At 41.3% G+C, this 22,651-nt stretch carries 13 protein-coding genes; 3 read left to right on the forward strand and 10 right to left on the reverse strand.

All coding sequences use genetic code 11. The annotated features are described in order from the left end of the window. Positions 1-109 precede the first annotated feature (109 nt). From VIM89_RS02045 to VIM89_RS02070, 6 genes are all read right to left on the reverse strand, one after another. Positions 110-772: a peroxiredoxin gene (locus VIM89_RS02045; protein ID WP_488154459.1), complete on the reverse strand. Its 663-nt coding sequence runs from the start codon at positions 770-772 to the stop codon at positions 110-112. A gap of 353 nt (positions 773-1,125) precedes the next feature. Then, positions 1,126-1,866: a LytR/AlgR family response regulator transcription factor gene (locus tag VIM89_RS02050; protein ID WP_488154460.1), complete on the reverse strand. Its 741-nt coding sequence runs from the start codon at positions 1,864-1,866 to the stop codon at positions 1,126-1,128. A gap of 5 nt (positions 1,867-1,871) precedes the next feature. Further along, positions 1,872-5,051: a histidine kinase dimerization/phosphoacceptor domain -containing protein gene (locus tag VIM89_RS02055; protein WP_488154461.1), complete on the reverse strand. Its 3,180-nt coding sequence runs from the start codon at positions 5,049-5,051 to the stop codon at positions 1,872-1,874. 192 nt (positions 5,052-5,243) lie between these two features. Continuing rightward, positions 5,244-6,044, reverse strand: coding sequence for a hypothetical protein (locus VIM89_RS02060; protein ID WP_488154462.1), 801 nt, complete (start codon positions 6,042-6,044; stop codon positions 5,244-5,246). 124 nt (positions 6,045-6,168) lie between these two features. Continuing rightward, on the reverse strand, positions 6,169-7,449 hold the full coding sequence (locus VIM89_RS02065) for an MFS transporter (RefSeq protein WP_488154463.1): 1,281 nt from the start codon (positions 7,447-7,449) through the stop codon (positions 6,169-6,171). Between the two features lie 86 nt (positions 7,450-7,535). Further along, a complete protein-coding gene (locus VIM89_RS02070; RefSeq protein WP_488154495.1) occupies positions 7,536-8,123 on the reverse strand; it encodes an RNA polymerase sigma-70 factor in 588 nt (195 codons plus the stop codon). A 259-nt stretch (positions 8,124-8,382) separates the two neighbouring features. On the opposite strand from VIM89_RS02070, the gene VIM89_RS02075 reads away from it, so the two are divergent. The 3 genes from VIM89_RS02075 (at position 8,383) to VIM89_RS02085 (ending at position 14,590) form a co-directional block, all read left to right on the forward strand. Next, positions 8,383-9,357, forward strand: coding sequence for a FecR family protein (locus VIM89_RS02075; RefSeq protein WP_488154464.1), 975 nt, complete (start codon positions 8,383-8,385; stop codon positions 9,355-9,357). Between the two features lie 274 nt (positions 9,358-9,631). Further along, the gene (locus VIM89_RS02080) at positions 9,632-13,051 is read left to right on the forward strand and encodes a SusC/RagA family TonB-linked outer membrane protein (protein WP_488154465.1); all 3,420 of its coding nucleotides are present in this window, start codon (positions 9,632-9,634) and stop codon (positions 13,049-13,051) included. 18 nt (positions 13,052-13,069) lie between these two features. Next, a complete protein-coding gene (locus VIM89_RS02085) occupies positions 13,070-14,590 on the forward strand; it encodes a SusD/RagB family nutrient-binding outer membrane lipoprotein (protein WP_488154466.1) in 1,521 nt (506 codons plus the stop codon). Between the two features lie 77 nt (positions 14,591-14,667). Here VIM89_RS02085 and VIM89_RS02090 read toward each other — a convergent pair whose 3' ends face one another. From VIM89_RS02090 to VIM89_RS02105, 4 genes are all read right to left on the reverse strand, one after another. Then, positions 14,668-16,638, reverse strand: coding sequence for a DUF3857 domain-containing protein (locus VIM89_RS02090; protein ID WP_488154467.1), 1,971 nt, complete (start codon positions 16,636-16,638; stop codon positions 14,668-14,670). A gap of 6 nt (positions 16,639-16,644) precedes the next feature. After that, entirely contained in the window at positions 16,645-18,570 is a 1,926-nt protein-coding gene (locus VIM89_RS02095) for a DUF3858 domain-containing protein (protein ID WP_488154468.1), read from the reverse strand. Beyond that, positions 18,560-21,859: a tetratricopeptide repeat protein gene (locus VIM89_RS02100; RefSeq protein WP_488154469.1), complete on the reverse strand. Its 3,300-nt coding sequence runs from the start codon at positions 21,857-21,859 to the stop codon at positions 18,560-18,562. The genes VIM89_RS02095 and VIM89_RS02100 overlap by 11 nt, the downstream gene beginning before the upstream one ends. A gap of 322 nt (positions 21,860-22,181) precedes the next feature. Next, a complete protein-coding gene (locus VIM89_RS02105) occupies positions 22,182-22,640 on the reverse strand; it encodes a DinB family protein (protein WP_488154470.1) in 459 nt (152 codons plus the stop codon). Positions 22,641-22,651: the final 11 nt, after the last annotated feature.

Below are 22,651 nucleotides of genomic sequence, written 5' to 3' on the forward strand. Positions count from 1 at the left end.
TTTCGTGTCGTATAAGTTTTCTCCTCACTCTAAGCTCAATCCAGCCCATGTTCGTTCGAAATAACATATTTTATAATAAGTGTAAAATTTAAATATCTTCTAAGATTAGTTATTGCCCTGGCTGAGGAACGTAACGCAGGTAAGGCTTTACAATCTTCAAACCAACTGGATATTTCTCCCTTGCTTCTGCCTCAGGTAATGCAGCCGGAATAATTACATCATCTCCAGGGTTCCAGTTTACCGGAGTAGAAACTTTGTGTGCTGCGGTAAGCTGCATGGAATCAAGCACGCGCATAATTTCATGGAAATTGCGGCCGGTTGACATTGGATAGGTTAAATGCAGCATTACTTTTTTATCAGGATTAATGATAAACACAGTGCGTACTGTCTGGTTGGTCACCGGTGTTCTGCCTTCTGATGTACCTGGCTCATCTGCAGGAAGCATGTCATATAATTTTGCAATAGCAAGTGTTGGATCGCCGATCATTGGGTAAGTTACTTCTGTACCCTGGGTTTCTTCAATATCTTTTTCCCATCTTAAATGGCTTTCTACCGGGTCTACGCTAAGACCGATAACTTTGCAGTTCCTTTTAGCAAACTCAGGGGTCATTTTTGCCATATAGCCCAGTTCGGTGGTACAAACTGGAGTAAAATCTTTTGGGTGCGAAAACAGGATAGCCCAACCGTTACCGATCCAATCGTGAAAATTGATGGTACCTTTTGTTGTTTCGGCTTGAAAATCTGGTGCGATGTCGCCTAATCTAATGCTCATGACGTTTAGTTTTTAATTGTTGATGATAATGGTGAAATAGAATATCTGGTTATAATAAGATGTGTTTCTTTTTGCAATTCTCACATTCGTAAACCTTTGGCTTTATGGTTCCGAATGAGATCAGCCTTATAAAGCTTTTTAAAAAACTTTTTTTTTATAATCGACCAGGTTACCTCCACACGCTGTACAGCGTATCCCGATAACCGTTCTTTTAATAATGATCTTATCTAAATCGAGCAATGCCATAACGAGCGTAAAGTTGTACCCGATTCGAAAAAATCTGAAATAAAAGGGATGAACACCTCTCGTTAGGGATGAATGAGTGAAGATTAGTGAAGAGATAAAACCAGGATCTAAACTTCCTTTATTCCCAAAGCTTTAAAGAGATCATCGCGGTATGATTTACCAATAGGAATTTTAGTCCCCTCAACAGAAACTTCAGTAGGAAAAACGTCGTCAATAAGGTTAATATTTACTGAATAACTGCGATGGATTCGTATGAACTTTCCGGCATCCAGTTGCTCAATAAAATCATTAAGCGTAGATCGCACCATCACTTTTTTCTGCGACTTGAGGTGCAGGGTAATGTAATTGGCGTCGCTCTCAAGATATAACAGGTCATTAAAAAATATCTTTCTAAAAATATAGCCATCTCTTACAAACATGTAATCCTTTGCCGGGAAAGAGTCGGTAATTTTTGGTTCTGTTTTATCGCGATTGCCTGTAAAATTACTGAATGCTATCTCAATAGCGGCAAACAATTCTTCTTTGGTAAATGGCTTAACTATATAAGCATGCGGACGTACTTTTTTTGCCCGGTCAATGGTTTCCCCATCACTGTTGGCAGTTAAAAAAATAAAAGGGATGGGATATAGCTCATTCAGCTTTTCGGCGACATCTATGCCGTCCTTTTTGCCCGATAACTGAATGTCCAACAATAATAAGTCAGGCCTATCCTGCTCCAGCATTTCTATTGCCTCGGTATAGTTTATTGCGGGTCCGCAATGAGCATAACCCAGTTCATTAAGCGTATTTAAAATGGTTCTGGCTATTACCAGTTCATCTTCTACTATGCCTATTTTTAAAACGCTCATGGGGTTTAATCTTCTTGTTTGCGTAAGTTTCGGTTGGTAAAATTAATGATAAATGAAGCGCCGTTTTTATACTCATACCTTACCCTTCCTCCAATTTGCCGGCTAAGATCGTGTATTAGTTGCATACCCAGGGTGATTGTGTTATTTAGGTCAAAATTTAAAGGCAAGCCCGGACCATTATCTGAATAGATCAATTCATATTTACCTTCTTCAACCACCCGAATTTCAATATCAATTTTTCCGGCAACAACATCTTCAAATGCATATTTGAATGAATTGGATAGCAATTCATTCATAATCAAGCCAAGCGGCACAGCGGAGTCAATATCAAGGTACAGCACAGGGACGTCAATATTCATCGCAATCTTGTTTTGTTTTTTATATACACTTTCCACCTGCCGGCACAGGTCATTTACAAAACGTCTCAACTCAATGCTACTGAGGTTTTCAAATTGATAAAGATTCTGGTGTATCAAAGCAATACTTCTTACACGATTGCGGCCTTCCATTAATGCATCTTTCGCAGCATCATCATTTACCGTTTTGCTTTGTAATTCAAGCAAACCAGAAATAACCTGCAAATTGTTCTTTACCCGATGATGAATTTCCTTCATCAATATATCTTTCTCCGAAAGCAATCCGGCCTGCTCAGATAATGATTGCTTTAACTGGCTTGTTCTCTCGTTTACTGTTATCTCTAACCTATTTTTTTCAATAGCCAATTGTTTCGTCCGCCATTTTATTATCCAATAAACAGTAGCTATTAATACAATGACAAGCAATGCAATAAACCACCATTTAAGATAGAATGGCTTTAAAACCAGCAATGGAATAGTTAATTCGCTCCTGCTCCAGGCCCCTTCCCGGTTTTGCGCTTTGACGTGGAGTGTGAATTTTCCATAAGGCAAACCGCTGATACGGATTGAATTTTCATTGATATAATTCCAATCTTTATCCACGCCGTCGATCTTATAGGCATAGTGATAGGCTTCATCTTTTGCAAAATCCAGTAACTGGAATTCGAGCGTAAAAAAGCGATCGGTTGGCGCAAGGATAATTTGTGAAGTGCTTAGCAACTCATTGGTCTTATTCACCAGTTGATTTTGCGAACCGATAAACTGGTTAAATGCAATGATGCGCAGCGGTACCTTAAATGAGTGTGAATCTGCGATAAAGTCCTTAGGGTTGAATTCAATAATGCCGTCCAACCCACCAAAAAAGAGCCGCCCATCCTTGGCTTTAAAGGATGAGGTTCTGTTAAACTCGTTGTTTGTAATGCCATCTGCAGTGGTATAGGTATTTACAGCGAATGTTTTTTTATTAAAACGGATCAGGCCATAATCAGAGCTAATCCAAAGGTTGTTATATTCATCCGGCTCTATCCTGTACAGCACATCCGAAGGTAAACCGCTTGCAATATTAAATTGCTGAAAAGTGTTTGCTTTTTTGTCCCATTGGTATAAACCTTCACCATTGGTCGCCAGCCAAAGAATACCATCACTATCTACGTAAGCATCCTGCAAACTTAACTGAGCAATCAACGGCGACTGATCATTCGTAACGGACCAGTGCCCGGTCTTATCATTCCTAATCTTGAACAAGCCATTTTCTGCAACTGCCCATATCGCTCCTTCCCTATCCTTAAAAAACCTGTATACAAACTTAGCTTTCGGTTGCTTTTTGGATTCATATCGAAGCGAATCAAACTTTTTACTGTTGGAGTTGAACATTGTAAACCCGTTCGTTCGTCCCAGCAAAAGCAGGCTATCATTCACAGAAAGCATCGACCATATTTCATCGCTTCGCTTATCGGGGTAGTTGGTCAGCGTATTTTTATCAACATCATAGCTAAACAAACTATAACCTCCACCATACAAAATTCCATGATGCATTGTGAGCGCATATTTATACTGCTCGTCCCTGGCACTTTGTATTTTATCGCCCTGTTGCTGAAAGGTGTGGTACCATAGGTTAGCTACGACCCTTCCTTTTTCATCTGCATATATTCCCCGGACCTGATTATTGGTTTCGACCGATTGCTGTTTAGTAGTAAAGTATGGTTTAAAGCGGTTCTTTTCTATTTTCAACTGCAACACGCCCCATGAAGTGCAAAGCCACATATTCCCGAAATTGTCCGGAAAAAGTTTGTAAAGAAATAGGTTTTCAAAAGTCTTTATTTCTGATTTTTCGGCGATTTTAATGAATGTACTTTCATTCCAGAGATAAAGTCCGTCGGTTCCAATATACAATACGCTTGATAGGCCATCTGTAGAACATGCTCCCTGGTACCAGTATTTCACTTTGATACTGTCTATATTATATTGTCTTGCATCGACCGGAAATGAATTGCCCCCCTTATTTCTGACTATTCCGACATCAAACGTATTGAGGCGAGTTGCAGTATTGTAAGTAATCAAAAGGTCGTTCTGCCTGGTGAATCCGATAGGAAACCACCTTAAAGCATCGCCTGGTTTAAATGCGATAACAGTATCGTTAGAAATTAAATATTGAGTAGATTGATTAGTTGACCTGATCAACGCCTTTCCTCTTGCAAAAAGACAAAGCGCCCCGGTTCTTTTATAGTCATCAACGGAATTGGCGTCCAATTTTTCGTTCCAGTCCCTGATCTGGTACCGTAACTTAAATCCGCTTTTGGTTGAATATTTCCAAAGCCTGAAAGGATGTGCTGTAAGAAAGCTAACCTGGTCAGTGCCATCATTTGATACCCAATAAACATCCTCCTCCTTAAAAGGCAAATTGGGAAAAGCAGCGGTGAGTGTCTTGACTTCCTGCGTTGCCGCATTCATTATATCTACTTTGCCATTTGTAGTGAGTTGAAAGCCAGTGCTGCCATACTCAATAAACAAATTATTGGCATCATCTTTTGCCAGCTGAACTACCTTGTTGTCCTGCAAATGATTACGATTGCGGGTAAAAAGCAAACAATTCTTACCATCATAACGGTTCAGTCCATTACGCGTACCGAACCACATAAAGCCAGCTTTGTCCTGCAGTCCGCAAAATACTTCGTGCGAAGCCAGGCCATCTTCAATGGAAATCAATCTTTTGGAGACGGTATAAGTAGATGTAATGTTATTTCCGGATTTGTTTTGCCCAAAAGCAAGATAACTGGCTATTATTAAAGCCAGCGTAAAGAGATTGCGAAAAAGGTGTGAGCGGTGCATTACAAGCTTGAAGGTACATTATTTTACTGATTATCATTTACCTCAATGCACCGCTTTTAAGAAAAATCCGGAAAGAAAAGATGGCTTTAGTGAGTTACCAAAACCACCCATGCGCCCACCTTGGCTCGAGCCGGGGCCAAAAAGATTATAAGTTTCACTCGGCTTTTAATTCATCATGCCAAAAAACTTCATTTATGAATGCTTAACTTTAAAATAAGCTTTGTAGGCCTCAAGTCGTTTTACCAGGTTACTATTCTCGTTTACTATTTTTGCAGCTTCGGCTGAACCTGCAGGCATAATAATAAAACCGTATGGTCCTTTCCTGCCCCCTAAAACCGAATTGCTTGGGTTGTTTACAAAAGGGCCATTTGTCGTATCCCCGCCGATGTCAGCATTATTTATGTACGGGGCGTAAAACATGTAATGCGGCATATTCATCGTCATTATTTGATTGTTAGGTGGCAGGCCCGGGTATACACGCATAAGTGGAGCGAGCATATAAGATATCCCTGACCTTGACGGCGCTTTATAAATGCCTTTCTTGATCCTGTCTATTACAATACCCTGGATCTGTTTCGCGGTGTATTTTCCGGATGCACGCATAGCCGCCACATCCATCACTACGGTAAAAATCGTCCTGGCCCCCTCTGCATCATAACTAATTGGTGCGGCGACGTCTTTCCTGAACTCTCCCCATTCCCATGATGTTCTTTCGATGTAACAAACGAAGCCGTTTGTGCCCTTCTTTGCAACGTAATAGCCTTTTGCCGGGTCTAACAAATAAACCGTTGCTTCCTTTCGCAAATGCGGAGGGAGTGCGCTTAATGCAAAATCGCGCTCCAGGTCAGGCGGCCATTTCTCAAGTTTCGTAGCTGCTGTTTCCTGGCAAAAAGCGGTTGAGGGCAATAACAAACTCAAAACGGATAATATGGGCACAAAAAGGATACACAGACCTTTGGCGAATGCTTTTGTTAAATTGGTTGAATGAATCATGATTAAAGGGAAATGGTGTTATAACCCTATAAAGTTATAGTAGAAATACCTCTACAAATGAGGGGTAAAAATGCCAATCGAGGGGGTATTTTGCGACAGTTAATAATCGTAATTAGAATACCTGTTAGCTAATATCACCAATTTCGGGCAACTGTTTTTCAGCATCGATGGCCAACCAGAGCAGACAGCCCACTATTAGTACAGCACCTACTACATACACCGGATAGTCAAAACGATGCGTGGCCTGTACGATCTGCCCAAAAATAAGGGCAAGAAAGAAAGCGCCCATCTGCCCGAAAAAGTTCATAGCGCCCGTGACTGTACCGGCATTATTACGGCCAATGTCGGCGCATACTGCGTAGGATACCATCACCCCGAATGAGAAGGCAAAATTTGCACCGATGAGGCAGCATGCCGTCAGAAGGTTATTAGGAGAAAATCCGGCTATAAACAGTAATACCCCGCAGCAGCCAAGGCCAAGCATGCCGGTAAGTCGGCGGCCTATTTTGAGCCCTTTATATTTCAGGAACCAGTCGCCGGCTGCTCCGCCTGTTAAAAAGCCAACTATACCCACCACAAAAAGCAGGGAGGTAACTTGTTTCATGCCGTTCTCTGAAAAGTCTCGACCTTCCTGCAAATAAACCGGCATCCAGGCAATAAAAAAGTAATTGGCCCACTGGCAGCAAAAGTACATCAGCATCAACGGCCATAAAGTGCTATTGCGGAAGATGAGTTTCCACGGAACTAAGTGTTGGCCTTGTTTATGACGGCATTGTGATTTGATGAGTTCTTTTTCGCTATCAGGCATCCCTTTCATTTCTGAAGGAAAATCGCGGAACCAAGCGTAGCATATACTCGCCCATAATAAACCAATCGCGCCAACGGCGAAGAAAGGCATTCGCCATCCGTATGCCACCGCCAATGGCACAATGATGAGTGGGGCCAGCGCGGCGCCTATTTGTGAGCCAATTCCAACCCATGATAATGCCTTGCCCGTTTCGCTTACCGGGAACCATCGGGATACCGTTAATATGGCGTTTGGGTAAGTGCCCGATTCGCCAACACCAAATAAAAAGCGGATTACAAGCAAACTTATCAGCCCGTTCACCAAGCCCGTCAAAGCGGTAAATATCGACCATGCTATCACGATACGAATAAAGACTTTTTTAGGCCTAATGCGGTCGCCAAGCATACCCGAAGGAATTTCGAAAATGGCATAAGCCAGTGCGAAAGCAGCCAGCGCCCATCCAAATTTTTCGTTGCTGAGGTGCAGATCAGCTTTGATGCGCACACCAACAATGGAAATACAGATGCGATCCATATACGTTAATGTGGTAAGCGAGCAAAGCAATACCAGCACGCGGTAACGGTACGGCACGGATAGGCGATTCAGAAGTTGATTCATTGAGCCAGGTTAATAACGGTTCAATAAAATAAAGATTAATTGGGTAGAAGTACAAGAGGATAGGTAATACCGAATGCCGGCTTATATCACATCTTGATAAAAAAGTATAGGATCAGCAAATGCAGGTAATTCCCCATTGATGTTCTGAGTATGCGCAGCGCTTTGCGCATATGTTGTTCAACCGTATTGACGGATATATTGAGGTGATTTGCTATTTCTTTGTGAGGAAGGCCTTCTTCGCGGCTTAATAAGAAAACGGTACGGCACTGTTGGGGCAGTTTTCTGATTTCTTCTTTCAGATGTGTCTCCAGCTCTTTGCTGTGTAAATGCGCGGCTGTGTTGTCACTTAGTTGCATTTCTTGCTGTGCAATGTACTGCTCATATCGTTTATGAACATTTTGATGCCGGTAATGATTCAGCACACGATTCTTTAAGGCAACATGTAAATAGGCCAGCACTGAAATTTCAGGGTTTAAAGAATCCCTGAGCTTGAATAAGCTAATGAACACATCCTGCACAAACTCACGCGCAGTTTCGTAATCATCAACTTTTTTAGAAGCAATTGATAACAGCTTTACCACATACCTTTTATAAAGGGTTTCAAAGGCATACTCGTTCCCCTCTTGCCAGAGTTCGACTAATTCTGAATCGGTATGTTGACTAAGGGGGTTAATAGCTGTCTAAAATAAAGTGGTTAACAATTAGTTGGTATATCATGCTGTAAATGTTTCACATAGTAAGCATGTTATGACGACGATATTAGTAAAAAATAATTAATACTTAGTATAATTCGACTCAAAAAAATTAACAAACTACCTCAAATTCCACTTATTTTTTAGAAAAGATGGAAAACTTATTAAAAAATAAAAAAATAATAAGTTAAAGTAACGGTAACATTCCGGTTAAGTGTTATATAATGTGTAAACACTTAAAATGGAACCTCAACGACTCCGCTATTTACTTGACCAATATCATAAAGGACTCTGTACTCCCAATGAAGAGCAGGAACTTAATGATTGGTATCACCATATTCAATTTGACGATCAGGAGTTTCAAAACCTGTCACAATTAACCGGCCATCAGCAGTTGGCTGATGATATGTATGATGAATTTAAATCCCAAACCAGGGATAAAGTTCGATCGTTAAATTCCAGGAAATGGATGATGCGTGCTGCAGCGGTATTAACAGGGTTCTGCCTGCTAGCCGGTGGGTATTATTTAATGAACCGGAATGGATCAGTATCTGAGCAAATTACATCAATCAAACCGGCAAGTGCAAATGAAAACCAGTTCATTACCCTGTCGGACGGAAGTAAAGTGGTGCTGCGCCACGGAAGTAAACTTAATTATCCAGCCTCATTTGCAGGAAATACACGCGAGGTCGAACTGATCGGTGAGGCTTATTTTGATATTCATCATGATAACAAAAAGCCCTTTATCATTCATACAGGTGCTGTAAAGACAACGGTTTTGGGTACTGCATTTGATATCTCGGCCTATCCGTCGCAAAAAAAGGTGGTGGTTACTGTTACACGTGGTCGTGTAAGAGTTGATAATGACCATAAGGCTTCTGTTATACTTACTCCAAATGAGCAGGTGGTTTATAACAATCCAACCGATGTGGGCCAGAAAAACACTGTTGAAGCCGCAAAAACACTTACCTGGGCCAGCAGCGATATGGTTTTTGACGGTATGCCATTTAAATCGATAGCAACTTCCCTTGGCAAACGCTACAACGTGGATATTCAGTTTAAAAACCCTGCGCTTGAAAACTGTCCGATTACTGCTTCATTTAACGGCACTGAATCATTAAAAGATATTCTGGAAATACTATGTACTGCGCGCGGTACGACTTACAAATTTGAAAACCAACAAAAAGTTACCATTGATGGCAATGGATGCAACTAACTAAACAATAACTAAACAAACAACCCTAAAACAACTAAACTAAGACGAGTATGAAGAAATTTAACCTGATCAAATAGCGCTTATCGCAATGTGCGCCTTTTGCCATGCAGAGGGCGTAAAAAAACAAACTCCCCGCCGGGAAGCAATGGGAGTTTGTAGTTAAAAAATTTAGTGAAAACTTTTAAACATACAAAGAATGCAAAAAATTACCGCTTTTGCAAAGTGGCGGCTTTGTGCCACGCAATTATGCACTCATACCGGATTCCGATTTCTAATGAGATTAAGTATTTGCTGTTGTACCATACTTCTTATTACCGTCCAACTGTTGCTGGCAAAGACGAGCAACTCACAAAGCATTAAGGACGAAACAATCACTATTGGTGCAAAAAATGAACCGCTGAAGAAAACCCTTAAAAAGATCGAAAAGCTCTCGGGGTTCCAAATGGCCTACCCTTCCGAAAAAATAATCCAGTACAAAAATATCTCGCTGGAAACCGACACCAGGACAGTCGAAAAAACGTTAAAGTTGATCCTTGACAATACCGACCTCGATTTTAAGCAATTTGAAAAGAAGATCATCATTTTTGAAAAAAGCACCATTAAAAGTAAGCCTGCTGAGGTTAGTACTATCCAGGACAGACCCTCGGGATACATCGCCGGCCAGCTAACCGGTAAAGTTTTAGATGAAAGCTCTGCCCCGGTTCCAGGTGCGTCCATAACGTTAAAAGATGACCCGGGTGTCGGAACTGTCACTGATGCTAATGGGGCATTCAAGCTGTCTGTTCCGGACAGGTACAAAGGCAAGGCGTTTACTATTATTGTAGGCTTTATCGGTTATAACAGAGAAGAGGTGCTGGTAACCAACACTGATGCTGCGATAATTGTAAGACTAAAATCAGCTTCCAGCTCGCTTAACGAGGTTGTGGTAACTGCCCTCGGTATCAGTAAGCAAAAAAAGTCGCTTGGCTATGCTGTAACAGAGTTAAAAGGAAGCGAATTTACCGAGGCCCGTGAAAATAACGTAGCGAACGGCTTATCAGGTAAAGTTGCGGGTGTTAATGCTGCAGGTCTGTCAACCGGACCTGGTGGTTCTAGCCGTATAGTTATCAGGGGTAATGGCGGTCTGGCCGGCGACAACCAGCCATTATACGTGGTAAACGGTATGCCTATTGATAATAGCGTACCTGGAGGTCCGCCAACTACAAACGGATCAACCAATAATGTTGACCGTGGCGATGGTATTGCTGCTATAAACCCTGATGATATAGAATCGATCAGCGTACTGAAAGGAGGTACCGCGGCTGCCTTATATGGTTCTCGAGCAGCAAACGGTGTAATATTGATCACCACCAAAAAAGGCCGCGCCCAAAAAGGTATAGGAATTGAACTCAACTCTACAGCAACCTATGATAACATTGCCGTTTTCCCTGATTACCAGTATGAGTATGGTCAGGGAGACGGTGGTGTGAAACCTACTACCCTGGCTGAAGCGCAAGCAACAGGCAGACGGTCATGGGGCTCGAAAATTGATGGTTCAACCGATTACGTGGCCGTTGATGGTAAGACACACCCTTATGTCGCTCAGAAAAATAATTTAGAAAATTACTATCAAACAGGCAGTACTTATACCAACAGCCTGGCATTTGTAGGCGGCAGCGAGGGTATTAATTACCGTTTTTCATTAGCAGATCTTTCCAGCAAAGGTATTTTACCGGGAACTACTTATGATCGTAAAACCTTTAATCTTGCTTTAAATGCCAAATTAAACAGTAAAATATCTGTAGAGGCCCTTGCCCAGTATAATATTGAAACCGGTCATAACCGTACCGGTGCAGGCGATGCATTAGGTAATCCCAACTGGACACCGCTGGAAGTTGCTAATACAGTAGATGTACGCTGGTTGAAACCTGGGTACGATGCCAGTGGCAAGGAAATAGTTTGGAATGATGCCTCCATCGCTTCAAACGGCTACTTCGTTATCAATAAATTTAAAGAAGATGACGTTAAAGACCGTTTTATCGGGCAAGGCTCTGTTTTATATACCCCAATAAAAGACCTGGTTTTCAAGGCTACTTTAAGCCGCGACTTTTATAATTATACTTATTCAAACATATTGCCAACGGGTACCTTGTATGTCTTAAACGGTCAATACCAGGCAATAAAGGCAGATGTCTCTGAAACCAATGAGCTGGTTACCGGCAGCTACAAAAACACAATTGTAAAAAACATAAACTTTAGTGTTTTAGCCGGGGTTAATGGCCGTCAGCATATTACCGATCAGCTAACCACTGATGGTTCTCAGTTTGTTATACCTTATTTCTATAGCACTACAAATCTGGCAACCATATCCAATACGCCATATTATGCTAAAATAGTTACTAATTCAGTTTTCGGATCGGCTGATCTTGATTACAAAAGCCTGGTCTTCCTATCATTTACAGGCCGTAAAGATTGGTTTTCAACGCTTAGCCCGGAAAACAACAGCATTTTCTATCCGGGCGTAGGCGGTAGTTTTATACTATCTGATGCGGTTAAACTGCCTGAATTTTTCAGCTTCGCCAAGCTAAGGGCTTCATGGGCCCAGGTTGGTGGTGGCGCGCCGGATCCGTATGTAATTAACCTTGCCTATAAAAGCGTTCCAAGCGCCGGGCAACCACTGCAAAACGTTGCCAGCAATGATATCACCAACAGTCATCTTAAACCTTACACGTCCACAACAACGGAAGCAGGTATCGAATTACAAATGTTAAAGAACAGGTTAGGTTTGGATTTCGCCGTGTATGACCGTAAAACCACTAACGATATTGTAAACACAGCTATATCATCAACATCAGGCTATAACAATGTGATCCTAAATGTTGGCGAGGTGGATAATAAAGGTATTGAGGTGCAGCTGAATGGTGTGCCTATTAAATCCTCTAAATTCACATGGAATGTTAATTACAACATAGCTTATAATGATAATAAAGTTGTAAGACTTGCACCTGGTTTATCATCCATACAGCTTGCCGCTACGGTAAACAACTATGGCTTGCTAAATAACACCGAAGGCATGTCATTTGGTACCATATACACCACAGGGATGCTGAAGAATGCCAGCGGGCAAGTGGTGTTCAACTCTACCACAAATTTGCCTGTTGCTACGCCTTATGTTCCAGTCGGAAAAAGCGTTGCCCCGGTTACAATGGGCTTAACGAACGAATTCAAATACAAACGGTTCTCGCTTAGCTTCTTACTGGACGGAAAATTTGGCAACAAGGTATTTTCTGAAATGGAGGTATATGCCACTCGCCTTGGTTTGACAAAGATGACCCTGCCCGGTCGTGACAACGGGTTGGTATTAAACGGTGTTGACCAAAACGGCGCCCCATATACCCATACCGTTCCAGTGAGTGGTTTGCGTACATACTATGATAACTATAAGATCTATTCAGATTTGTTTTTACACGACGGAAGCTTTGTTAAGCTGCGCCAGGTTATCCTATCTTACAACCTGCCTCCGCTTGATCTGAAAGCAGTGCATATTCAGTCAGCTACTATTTCATTGGTATCGCGTAACCTGTGGATATTATATAAAAAGACGGATAATTTCGATCCCGAACAAAGCTTTACTAATAGCAATGACCAGGGATTTGAATCAATTGGTCTGCCACGTACACGTTCAATCGGCGTAAACCTAGCTGTTAAATTCTAATATTTAAAAATGAGCACGATGAAAAAATATACTTATTGTATGCTGATGATACTCGGCATTATTACAGTACAATCATGCACGAAAGACTTTGTGAAGGATAACACAGATCCGAATAGCTCGCCTAAACCGGTTCCGGGGTATATATTCACCAAGGCGGAATATGATGGCGTTTCGAGCATGCCGGACCTTTTGCTTGGCACCATGCAATATACAACCAGCTTTAACGATGTGGCAGGTTTTGGATCAAAATACATATTGGCCCAGGCCCAGTCGTCGGCAGCAGCATTTACCAGCTCTTATCCCAACCAGATAAACGAGTTGGTAGAAGTGCTTAAAGCAACAACCGGCGACCCATCGCAAATCAACCTCGTTGCCGAGGCGCGTATCTGGCGGGCATATTGCTTTGGCAGGCTTACTGATCTTTATGGCGATATCCCTTACTCACAGGCTGGCCAGGGCTATAACAGCGGGATTTATAAACCTGCTTATGACGCGCAAAAGGACATTTATGCCGATATGCTTAAAGAGCTTGACGAGGCAGCAACCAGCCTTGATGCTTCAAAAGCTACCTTCGGCGATGCGGACCTGATATACGGTGGCAAAACAGACCAATGGAGGAAATTTGCCTATTCACTGATGTTGAGGTATGCTATGCGCATGACCAAGGTTGATATTAATGCGGCACAGACCTGGGCTACGAAAGCCATTGCAGGCGGGGTTATTTTAGAAGACGCTGATATAGCCAAAGTACCTTATGTTGGTTCTGGCCAGGATATCAATAAAAATCCGCTTGCAAATGACCTTTGGAACAGCGATTACATAGCACAGGACGGTGTTACAAATACAGAAGGTGGCAAATACCAGGATGTATTTATCAACTATCTTAAAACCAATAAAGACCCGCGTTTAGGTGTAATATCTATCGTGTATAACAATGGAGTTGCCGATACTTCATTTGCACTGCAACAAGGAATGTCGGCTATGCTGAATACAAAACCAGTTAATTTTGGATCGTTATCTGAGCCTAATCCAAAAACTGTACTGTTATTAAGCTCCCCACGCCTTGTATTCACTGCTGCCGAAAGCTATTTCCTATTGGCCGAAGCCGCTGCACGCGGTTGGTATAATGGATCAACAGCTACTGTAGCCTATACGAACGGAATTGCCGCTGCTATGCGCCAATGGGCTATTATTGGCGGCGCGCCGGGCACGATAACCGATAACCAGATCAATGTTTATATCGCGAATCATCCATATAATGCGGCCGGTACGCTCGACCAGCAAATGGACCTGATATACACCCAGTTCTGGGCTGCCATATTCCCTGACGCTGAGGAAGCTTTCTCCAGCTACAGGCGCACAGGATATCCTGCACTGGTGCCTAATAATTACACAGGTAATGCTACAGGAGGTAAAATTTTCCGTAGGCTGTTGTATCCTATAAGCGAACAAAATCTTAACGCCGCGTCCTATAATGCCGCAATAGCCCGGCAAGGCCCCGACGATTTCCTGACCAGGATATGGTGGGATAAACAATAATTGGTTGAGTTGAGTATTTGTTGATCAGGAAGGGGGAGCCCTTCCTGATTTTTTTGTTTAAGCGCTCAATTTTTTTACTACTTTTTCTCCAGTACCAATACCACTTTATTGAAGTCAGATGAAGCATTGATTACCTTTCTGAAACTATCAAATTGGGTAATCGGATAAAGCAAATTACGGTACTCTTCCATAATATGTACAGAAAGTACGTTGCCTTTCACTTCATATTTAGAAACAAAACCCATTGTGAGTTCGCCGTTATCCTTGTAAGTCTGGTCAATATTAAGGTCGTTGAGATTACTTATCATATACCCATCTGGTATCACCATGTCTATCTTGCGTTCTTCCACATGCCCAAATTCAATATCTACCGGCTCCTGCCTTGGTTTCTCCTGGTACATTTCAACCTGCGGCCCAATAGCCATGCCTATCTTGATAAGGATTTTGTTGCCTGCTCTTTCTACCAGTTCGCTTGATTTGGTTTTTATGTGCAACACCAAAGGCTCATTGCTGGTAGCTTTGTCAAATTCCTGGTTTAATATCTCTTTAGAAAGGATATGATCTGTGCTGGCAAATGATTTAGCCAATTCTTTAATAATATTGGCCCGCTGTTCGTCATTGGTATAATTAAATGCGTCTCTATACCCGGTTGCAACATACCCTGTAAATATCTGACGGCCGTCCATGGTTAATGAATCAAGAGCTGGATTCAGCTCTAGTTTAGTCTCAATATTGTTTACAGATTTCGTATAATCCTCCAGCGAAATATTTTTCACTTCGGCTATTGCGGTCGAGAAGTTGCCAAGCGCCATGCGCTTTAAAAAAAGGCCGTTTGATCCACCCCAAAAAGGGACTATCCATGGATAACGAAAATCAGGCCTTGTTGGAGCTATAAACTTACCCTCAGCTGGAAAATAGATTAATATATTCTCGCAATTGTTCCAGTTTTCAAAGCCCTTGTCTATAATATATTTACTCCTGTCACCTGTCAGTACAAACTGAAAGTTTACACCCAGGTAGTCAAAGATCGACCCATATAATCTTAAAGTACCTATTTTGCCGGCAACTTTGCTTACTAATATAGGCGCAAGCGTGTTTTCCTCCTCGCTTGTCAGATCGTCATTGTACGAAAAGGTTCTTTTTACATAGTCCTCAACCGCCGTTATTTTAGCTACCTCATCGGTTAATTTCGACCATCCATTAGCAGCAACAATATCTGCTACTTTTTTCGCGCCTTTATCTCCATAGTCAGTGTAAATCGCAAACGCACGTTTTGCCATTTCGTTCCATGTAAACAGCCGTTCACCTTTTCGGGTAACATCATTATAAGACAGTTTGAACTCCAAACGGCGAAGATTTCCCTCATAATTGGCATATTTTTCTTCTTCCATTCCTCGTGTTTCACTAAAGGTACATTCTGTTATCCGCTTGTTGCTGATCACCGTATCAGTGGGCACCACGGTAAAGTTGTAAGGCTTCATATCAAATCTGAGACGGTCGGGCGCAACAATCTGGAATGTCGTTTTTATTTCAGGTACAACCGTTTGTACTATTTCCCGCCCAAAGTATGAAACCGGCCTTTTAAAGGTATAATAATACTCTATCTCACAGCCTTTTTCAAGGCCATCCATAGCAAATATCTTGTACATATTGCCGTCCTGCTCTTTAATATCCTTTATATTGTTTTTATCGAGTTCTATTATCTTGCCTCCGGGAAGAATCGTCCGGCCCTTGATTTCCACGATGTCCGCATTTTCGGTTATACCCAGGTATATTTTATTGAAATATTCAATACCCCTGTCATCATTAATATGTACAATCTTATGCTCCGTATAATATTCCGCTACGTCCTGTTTTGATTCGTCGACATATTCGATTTTCCGTTTATCAAATAGGATCACGGCAGACTCCTTGCCATACTTTTCGTCTATTTTGGTAATGACAGGTTTGTCGAGCCATTTCTCCGGTTCAATTTTAGGAGCCTGAGCGTGCAAATATTGTGATGACAACCAGGTTACCATCAATAAGGATAAGGTTCGTTTTATCATATAATTTTAAATTTTTGTAAGGCTTAGCGTTTCTTTATATAATGGAAATAAGTTTTCCAGCACCTTATTCCATGCTTCAAACTGATCGCTGGTAAGCATAAGGCTATCGTTATCAAATACCTGCGTTAAAACTATCCAGTTTCCATGCTGTTCATATTTGAAATCGAAGCCCCAGATTTTATTATGAAAGGATTTACCCTGCGGCAGGTAACCTAGTTTGTAACCATCGGGTATCTTCATTAATGTAACATACTTCTTAACATATTTGAAGCTGTATTCGATTGGCATTTTCCTGCGAGGGTAATCTATTTCCTCGTGCTCAAAAAATTTGAATAGGTTGAGATTCAGGTAATATTCGTTTCCTATCTTCTTCGCGTAATCAGGAAGGCTAAAACCTGCGGTCACAGATATCCGGTCAGTTGTCGGATTTTTAAACACCTGGAATGTATCAAGTTTAAACTTATTGGAACCACGTTCAAACTCATCTTTCATATCTTCTTTCAGGTTTTTATTGTTCCAGTACATCAGCTTACCATACATAGTCATGGAAAGATAGCCCGAAAGGTCTTTTTTGATTCTTCCTTTTAGCCCATCAGGTGTCAGTTCAAGCCAGGTTGTATCCACTTCCATATTCCTGTCTTTATCAATCACCGGAACCTTGAGTATTTTATATTCTTTTTCGCTGATCCCAATCATCGCTTCTTTATCCTGTATGGCCGACGACGGCATTCCAAACACGCAGGTTGGATCTGTGCCATCGAGGAAAATAAATTTACCGTTTAAATTAATTGTGCAGATCATGTGATTGCTAACCAACGGCAGAGGCTCTTTACTGAATTCATATGGCATATCCCGCGTTCCTATCCAGGTAAAATAAGCTGGTACACCTGCAGCATTCAGCATTTCAGTTAATATACTGGCCATGTCTTTACAATCACCAAATCGGCGACTGCACACCAGGCCTGCATCGCGGGGCACGAAACCGCCCATGCCGTCTTCAAATGCTACATATTTAATATGGTGCTGCACCCACGAATAAATGCTGCGGGCTTTACTTTCGGGCGTAGACAAATTAGTGGTTAAGGTATCAACGATATGTTTCAGTTCGGGATTTACTGTTGTGTTCACGGATTTAACAAAGCCATAATTTAGGCGATAGAGATCATCCGCGTTTGACAGGTACGGAATAGTTGCGCCCTTATCATCTTTATAATTTTCGATGTAGAAAATTACATGTGGAGAATACCACGCGAAACCTGGTGCATCAGCGTAACGCTTATCAGCAGGGCAGTTCTTATAAAGGAAAGTATAAATATTACTATGATGTTTGTGATCTACCGTTACGATGATATTAGCGGTATCCTGCCCCATTAGTTTGTATTTCAAAGATATACCTTCCGCTACTGTCAACTTCAGCTGACTATTGATAACCGGCATATATCCAGAAAAGTAGTAGGCTGATAATAGGTGTGGATCGGTATTGCGCCAGGAGACCTGCAGATTACCGACAGCCCCTGGTTCAACGGCGGGAAAATTGAAGGTCGTTTGTTTTACATCATCATAAAAAACAAAGCTTTCCTTATTGATGCTCGTTTTAAACTCGTTTACTTTTAGCTTTTTATCATCAGGTGTGCGGGTAAAGGCTTCATAAGCCACTAATTGTTGAAAACTACTATGAAAAAAGCTATACTCACTCATAAAAGACGTTGCGCTACCCAGAAGATATTCTATCTGTTGCGTCTCTTTGCTTTCTACATAAGGTTTATCGTCTTTAACGCTGATATTGTACTCTAGTGCTCTGTTCAAAAGCACTGCTTTCTCATCAGGAAACTGTTTGCGAATAGACTCAAAAGTTTGCCCGCCGGCGCTATTGCTATATAAGCATAAGCAAACACATCCCCCAACAAGCAATCGCGCTATTTTATTTCTCATCTTTTACTGTTACAAGCGATCCAAAGAGGTATTGCAATGTTTTTACAGGCTTGCCTCCAGAATCAAAATATTTAACCATTCCCTCGTATAACCCATTGTCATACGGTTCTTCCTTTTTCAATGTTCCGGTCTCGTAATATTCCCTGCAAACACCGTCTACATTATCAACCGCATAAGGGTATTCAAACTTTAATTTTCCGTTCGGGTAATATTCAGCATAACGTCCTTCCGAAATGCCGTAAACGGCTGTATCCACAGACCACACTTTCCCGTCAGAATAATACATAATATCTTTTCCATTCTTTAAACCATTGGAATAGGCACACACCCTTGATAATTTTCCGTTTTGAAAATAGGCCTTTAATGTATCGTTAACCTGCGACAAAATCACAGGCGTTACTAATTTTCCGTCTTTACCCGGATAAGTGTACGATCTGGCAAAACCATCCTCAAAATTAATTTGATAAGCCAAACTACCGTCGGAATTATTTTTCACATAAACACCGTCAAGGTCACCATCTTTGTAATTGGATATTTGATCTTTATTACCATCCCGGAAAAATCGCACCTCCGTTCCGTTTCTTTGGTCATTGGCATAGGTTGTTGTTGTGTGCAATTTCCCATCCTCCTGATAAAACTTCCACACACCGGTTCTGTTACCACCTTTATAAAAGCCTTCTATACTCTTTGTGCCATCATAATAAAAGCTGAAATAAGTGCTATCCTGGATACCTTTGCTATAGTGCAGACTTGTTGCCAGCTTGCCGTTAAAAAAATAGGTTTTGTAAGATCCATCAAAATCGCCATTTATATAATTCGACTCCGCCATTACTTTTCCGTTAGGATGATAGAGAACAAATTTTCCGGTTCCCTTCGGAAATGAATCTACCGCCATAACTTTTCCATCCGGATCATATTGTGTCATTCGTTCCAGCCATCCGTTATAATATTTTTGTTCCAGGTATTTTTTACCATTGCTATGGTATTCTTCTCTATAACCGCTGAAGTCGCCATCGCGGTAATACGCTTTAACTGTCAACCGTCCTTTTTCGTCATAATAATCCCATTCGCCTTCATTGCTTCCATCTGTTACCCAACCCTCTGATTCAATTTTACCATTAGAATAGTAATGTGTGGCATATCCGTTTTCTTTGCCATCAGTATAGTTTGTCTCTGATTTCTTTGTTCCATTTAGGTAGTAGGATACCGTTGCTCCATTTTGTTCACCTTTATCATATTGAATAATCTCGCTGACCTTCCCGGATGAATAAAACAGGGTATCAGGGCCGGTAAGGTCACCTTTGTTGTTATAGGTCATCCGTTCTCTTTTCCGTCCCTTTATACTATAACTTACAATGTCGATCAGATCGTTCTTCATCTGCGACGCGTAAATCTGTGCACCTGCTTCATTAAAGAATTTTACGGATTTGATTACGCCATTATCATACACATATTTTGAAAGCACCTTGCCATCCTCATAATAAAAAGTAGCGTCGCCATTGATCTTCCCCTTTTTTAGCACGTAACTGCCCAGCAACTGCCCATTTTCAAAATATTCTTCGTGCAGGCCTTCCTCCTGGTCATTCGCATAATTACGCTTTTCTTTTATTTTGCCATCGTCATAATAATACTTCCATTCCCCATATCCTTTATCTTTTATGTTTTGGCCCACTACTGATGGAGTACCTGTGTCATGAAAGTTCTTATAAACACCGTCTGCTTTACCATTTAAGTACTCTTCTATTGTTTTAAGCACGCCGTTTTTGTAATACTCTTTTGATGTGCCGGTAAGCACATCCCCCATGTAATTGGTTACGCGGTAAACATTGCCATTTGAATAATATTCTGTTGATTCACCTTCTTTTTTTCCCTGCTTAAAGTTGGTTTTTGTCCTTACGTTTCCGGCATAATAATAAGTAATGGACAAGCCATCCTCCTTACCGGCCACATATGACTCTCTGGCAGATAAGTTACCGTTCTCATGATATTGAACAACATCTCCTTCCAGCTTGCTATTCTTGTGTGGCTCGACTGACTTTGGACTGCCGGAAGCATAATAGAACTTCCAATCTCCATCTCTATCACCCTGTGCGTTGTATTCTCCTATTCCTTTCAAATTACCCGACGGATAATAGAATTCCCAATGGCCGGTGAGTGTTTTCCCATTATTGGTCAATACACCTTTACCTATCAGTTTTCCATCCTCAAAATAATATCTGTCGTTTACGACATCTCTTTTCTTATAATTCAATTCGCGGGTTGCCCTGATAAGGTTAAAGTAGTCTCCTGCTCCGTTAACGAAATTGTCGAGTTCCTTCTTGTACTTTTTATTATAATCCTGGACCTGAGGAACATTCACATTAGAAAAAGCATGATTAACAAACAACTCAAATTTGCCTTCGGAAAATATCTTCTTGTAATATGGGAAGTAATATTGAATATAGAAATCGTTATTCGTATCACTGTATTCCAATTTTTCAAAGATGGCCTGCATTTGCCTGGATATTTCGTCATCAATGGCAATGATAGGCTTATAGTTTTTATCCAGGGCTATTTTTGAAAGTACGATATCCTCAACCGCCTGGTAATTTTCATCAGGAGCGGTTGTCCTTTTTTCTTTAAAAGCCAAGACCTCGTCAGTAGCCCTTGCTATTTGGCTGAGTGCAGTAATTGATTTAGACCAATATTTGCCTGCGGGGTTTACCAGCAGATAGCCTGTAAAAGAAAGATAAGCAGGTATGATTTTCCCCTGTCTCAAAGCTGCAAGGCCCATTTGATAGTGAGCGCTATACATATAAGGGTTGATCAGAAGTGCCCTCTGAAATAAAGCTTCTGCTTCAGCATATCGTTTTTGATCCATCAGAACGATGGCTTTATTAAAGTATAACAGGGAACTGGAAGGATATTTGGCTATGGCGGCATCAAAAACTTTGATCGCTTTTTCAATCTGACCATCGTCGTGCAATGTATTGCCGTAAACAGTATACACATCAGGAAGATATTCCCTTTGTTCGTGTAAGGATAGTGCTTCTTCACAATATTTTATAGCCTGCTTATATTGACTGTCGGCTTCGCACGTCATGGCGCGCTCGTATAACGATCTTACATAGTTTGTGTCGCTACGCGTGATCTTGTTATAGATCGACAAAGCTTTTTTGTATTGTGCAGAATCATGAGCAACAGCTCCCTGTTTGAGCAATTCGCCGGAATTTATAAGTTCAATCTTTTGTGCTGACGAGATTTTGGGTAGTGTTAACACTGCAACAAGCAGTACCACAAGGTATTTCATGTGAATCGGATTTAAGTTGAGGCCTAAGGTGAAATTAAAAAATTTTCTTTTAAAAAGAAAACGCATAATGATTTGGTAAAAATTAAGATACTTTAACGGATGCTGTATGCCGGGGGTTAGGTTAAAAGTTGAAAAACATAGATGTACTTTGCTCTAACCATTGAGCTATTGAATCAATCAACCCCAAAGAGCTCTGCTTAGAATATTCTAATTCCCTGATCGGGATGTGGGATAAACAATAATAGGTTGAGTTGAGTATCTGTTGATCAGGAAGAGGAAGTCTTTCCTGACTTTTTTGTTTTATCCCAGCGCTGTTGAAGTTTTACCCTTTCGCCAGCCTGAACATTGTAAACAAATGATGCGCCTCATGCAAAAGGAAAAACTCTGTCCATTCAGTAATGGTCAGTGTGCCGTATTTAGGATGAGTGCCTTTTAGCTCAAGCTGATCATCGGGTAGGTTGGTGATCAACTCCAATATCTGGCGGCGGTTGCCGTTCAGTTTGCTGAGCAGGTCATTTAGTGAATGGCCGCGAGCTTCTATAAAATCAGGTTCATTATCAGCACGGTAAGCATTAAATACAGGTGTATCGCCTTTTAGCATCTGATGTACACGACCAATGAAAACGGGCTGATAACTTACGAGGTGGGCGATGTTGTCCTTAATGCTCCATTTACCGGGCTCTGGGTGTTGGTTAAGGCGTTGTTCATCTAAATGTTTTACTATCTCGGCTACGGCGAGGTGCTGGGTTTTGAGGCGGCAAACTAATGCAGAATAAAGCATGATAATGGTTT

The sequence above is a fragment of the Mucilaginibacter sp. genome, from assembly GCF_036568825.1.
Classification (GTDB): Bacteria; Bacteroidota; Bacteroidia; order Sphingobacteriales; family Sphingobacteriaceae; genus Mucilaginibacter.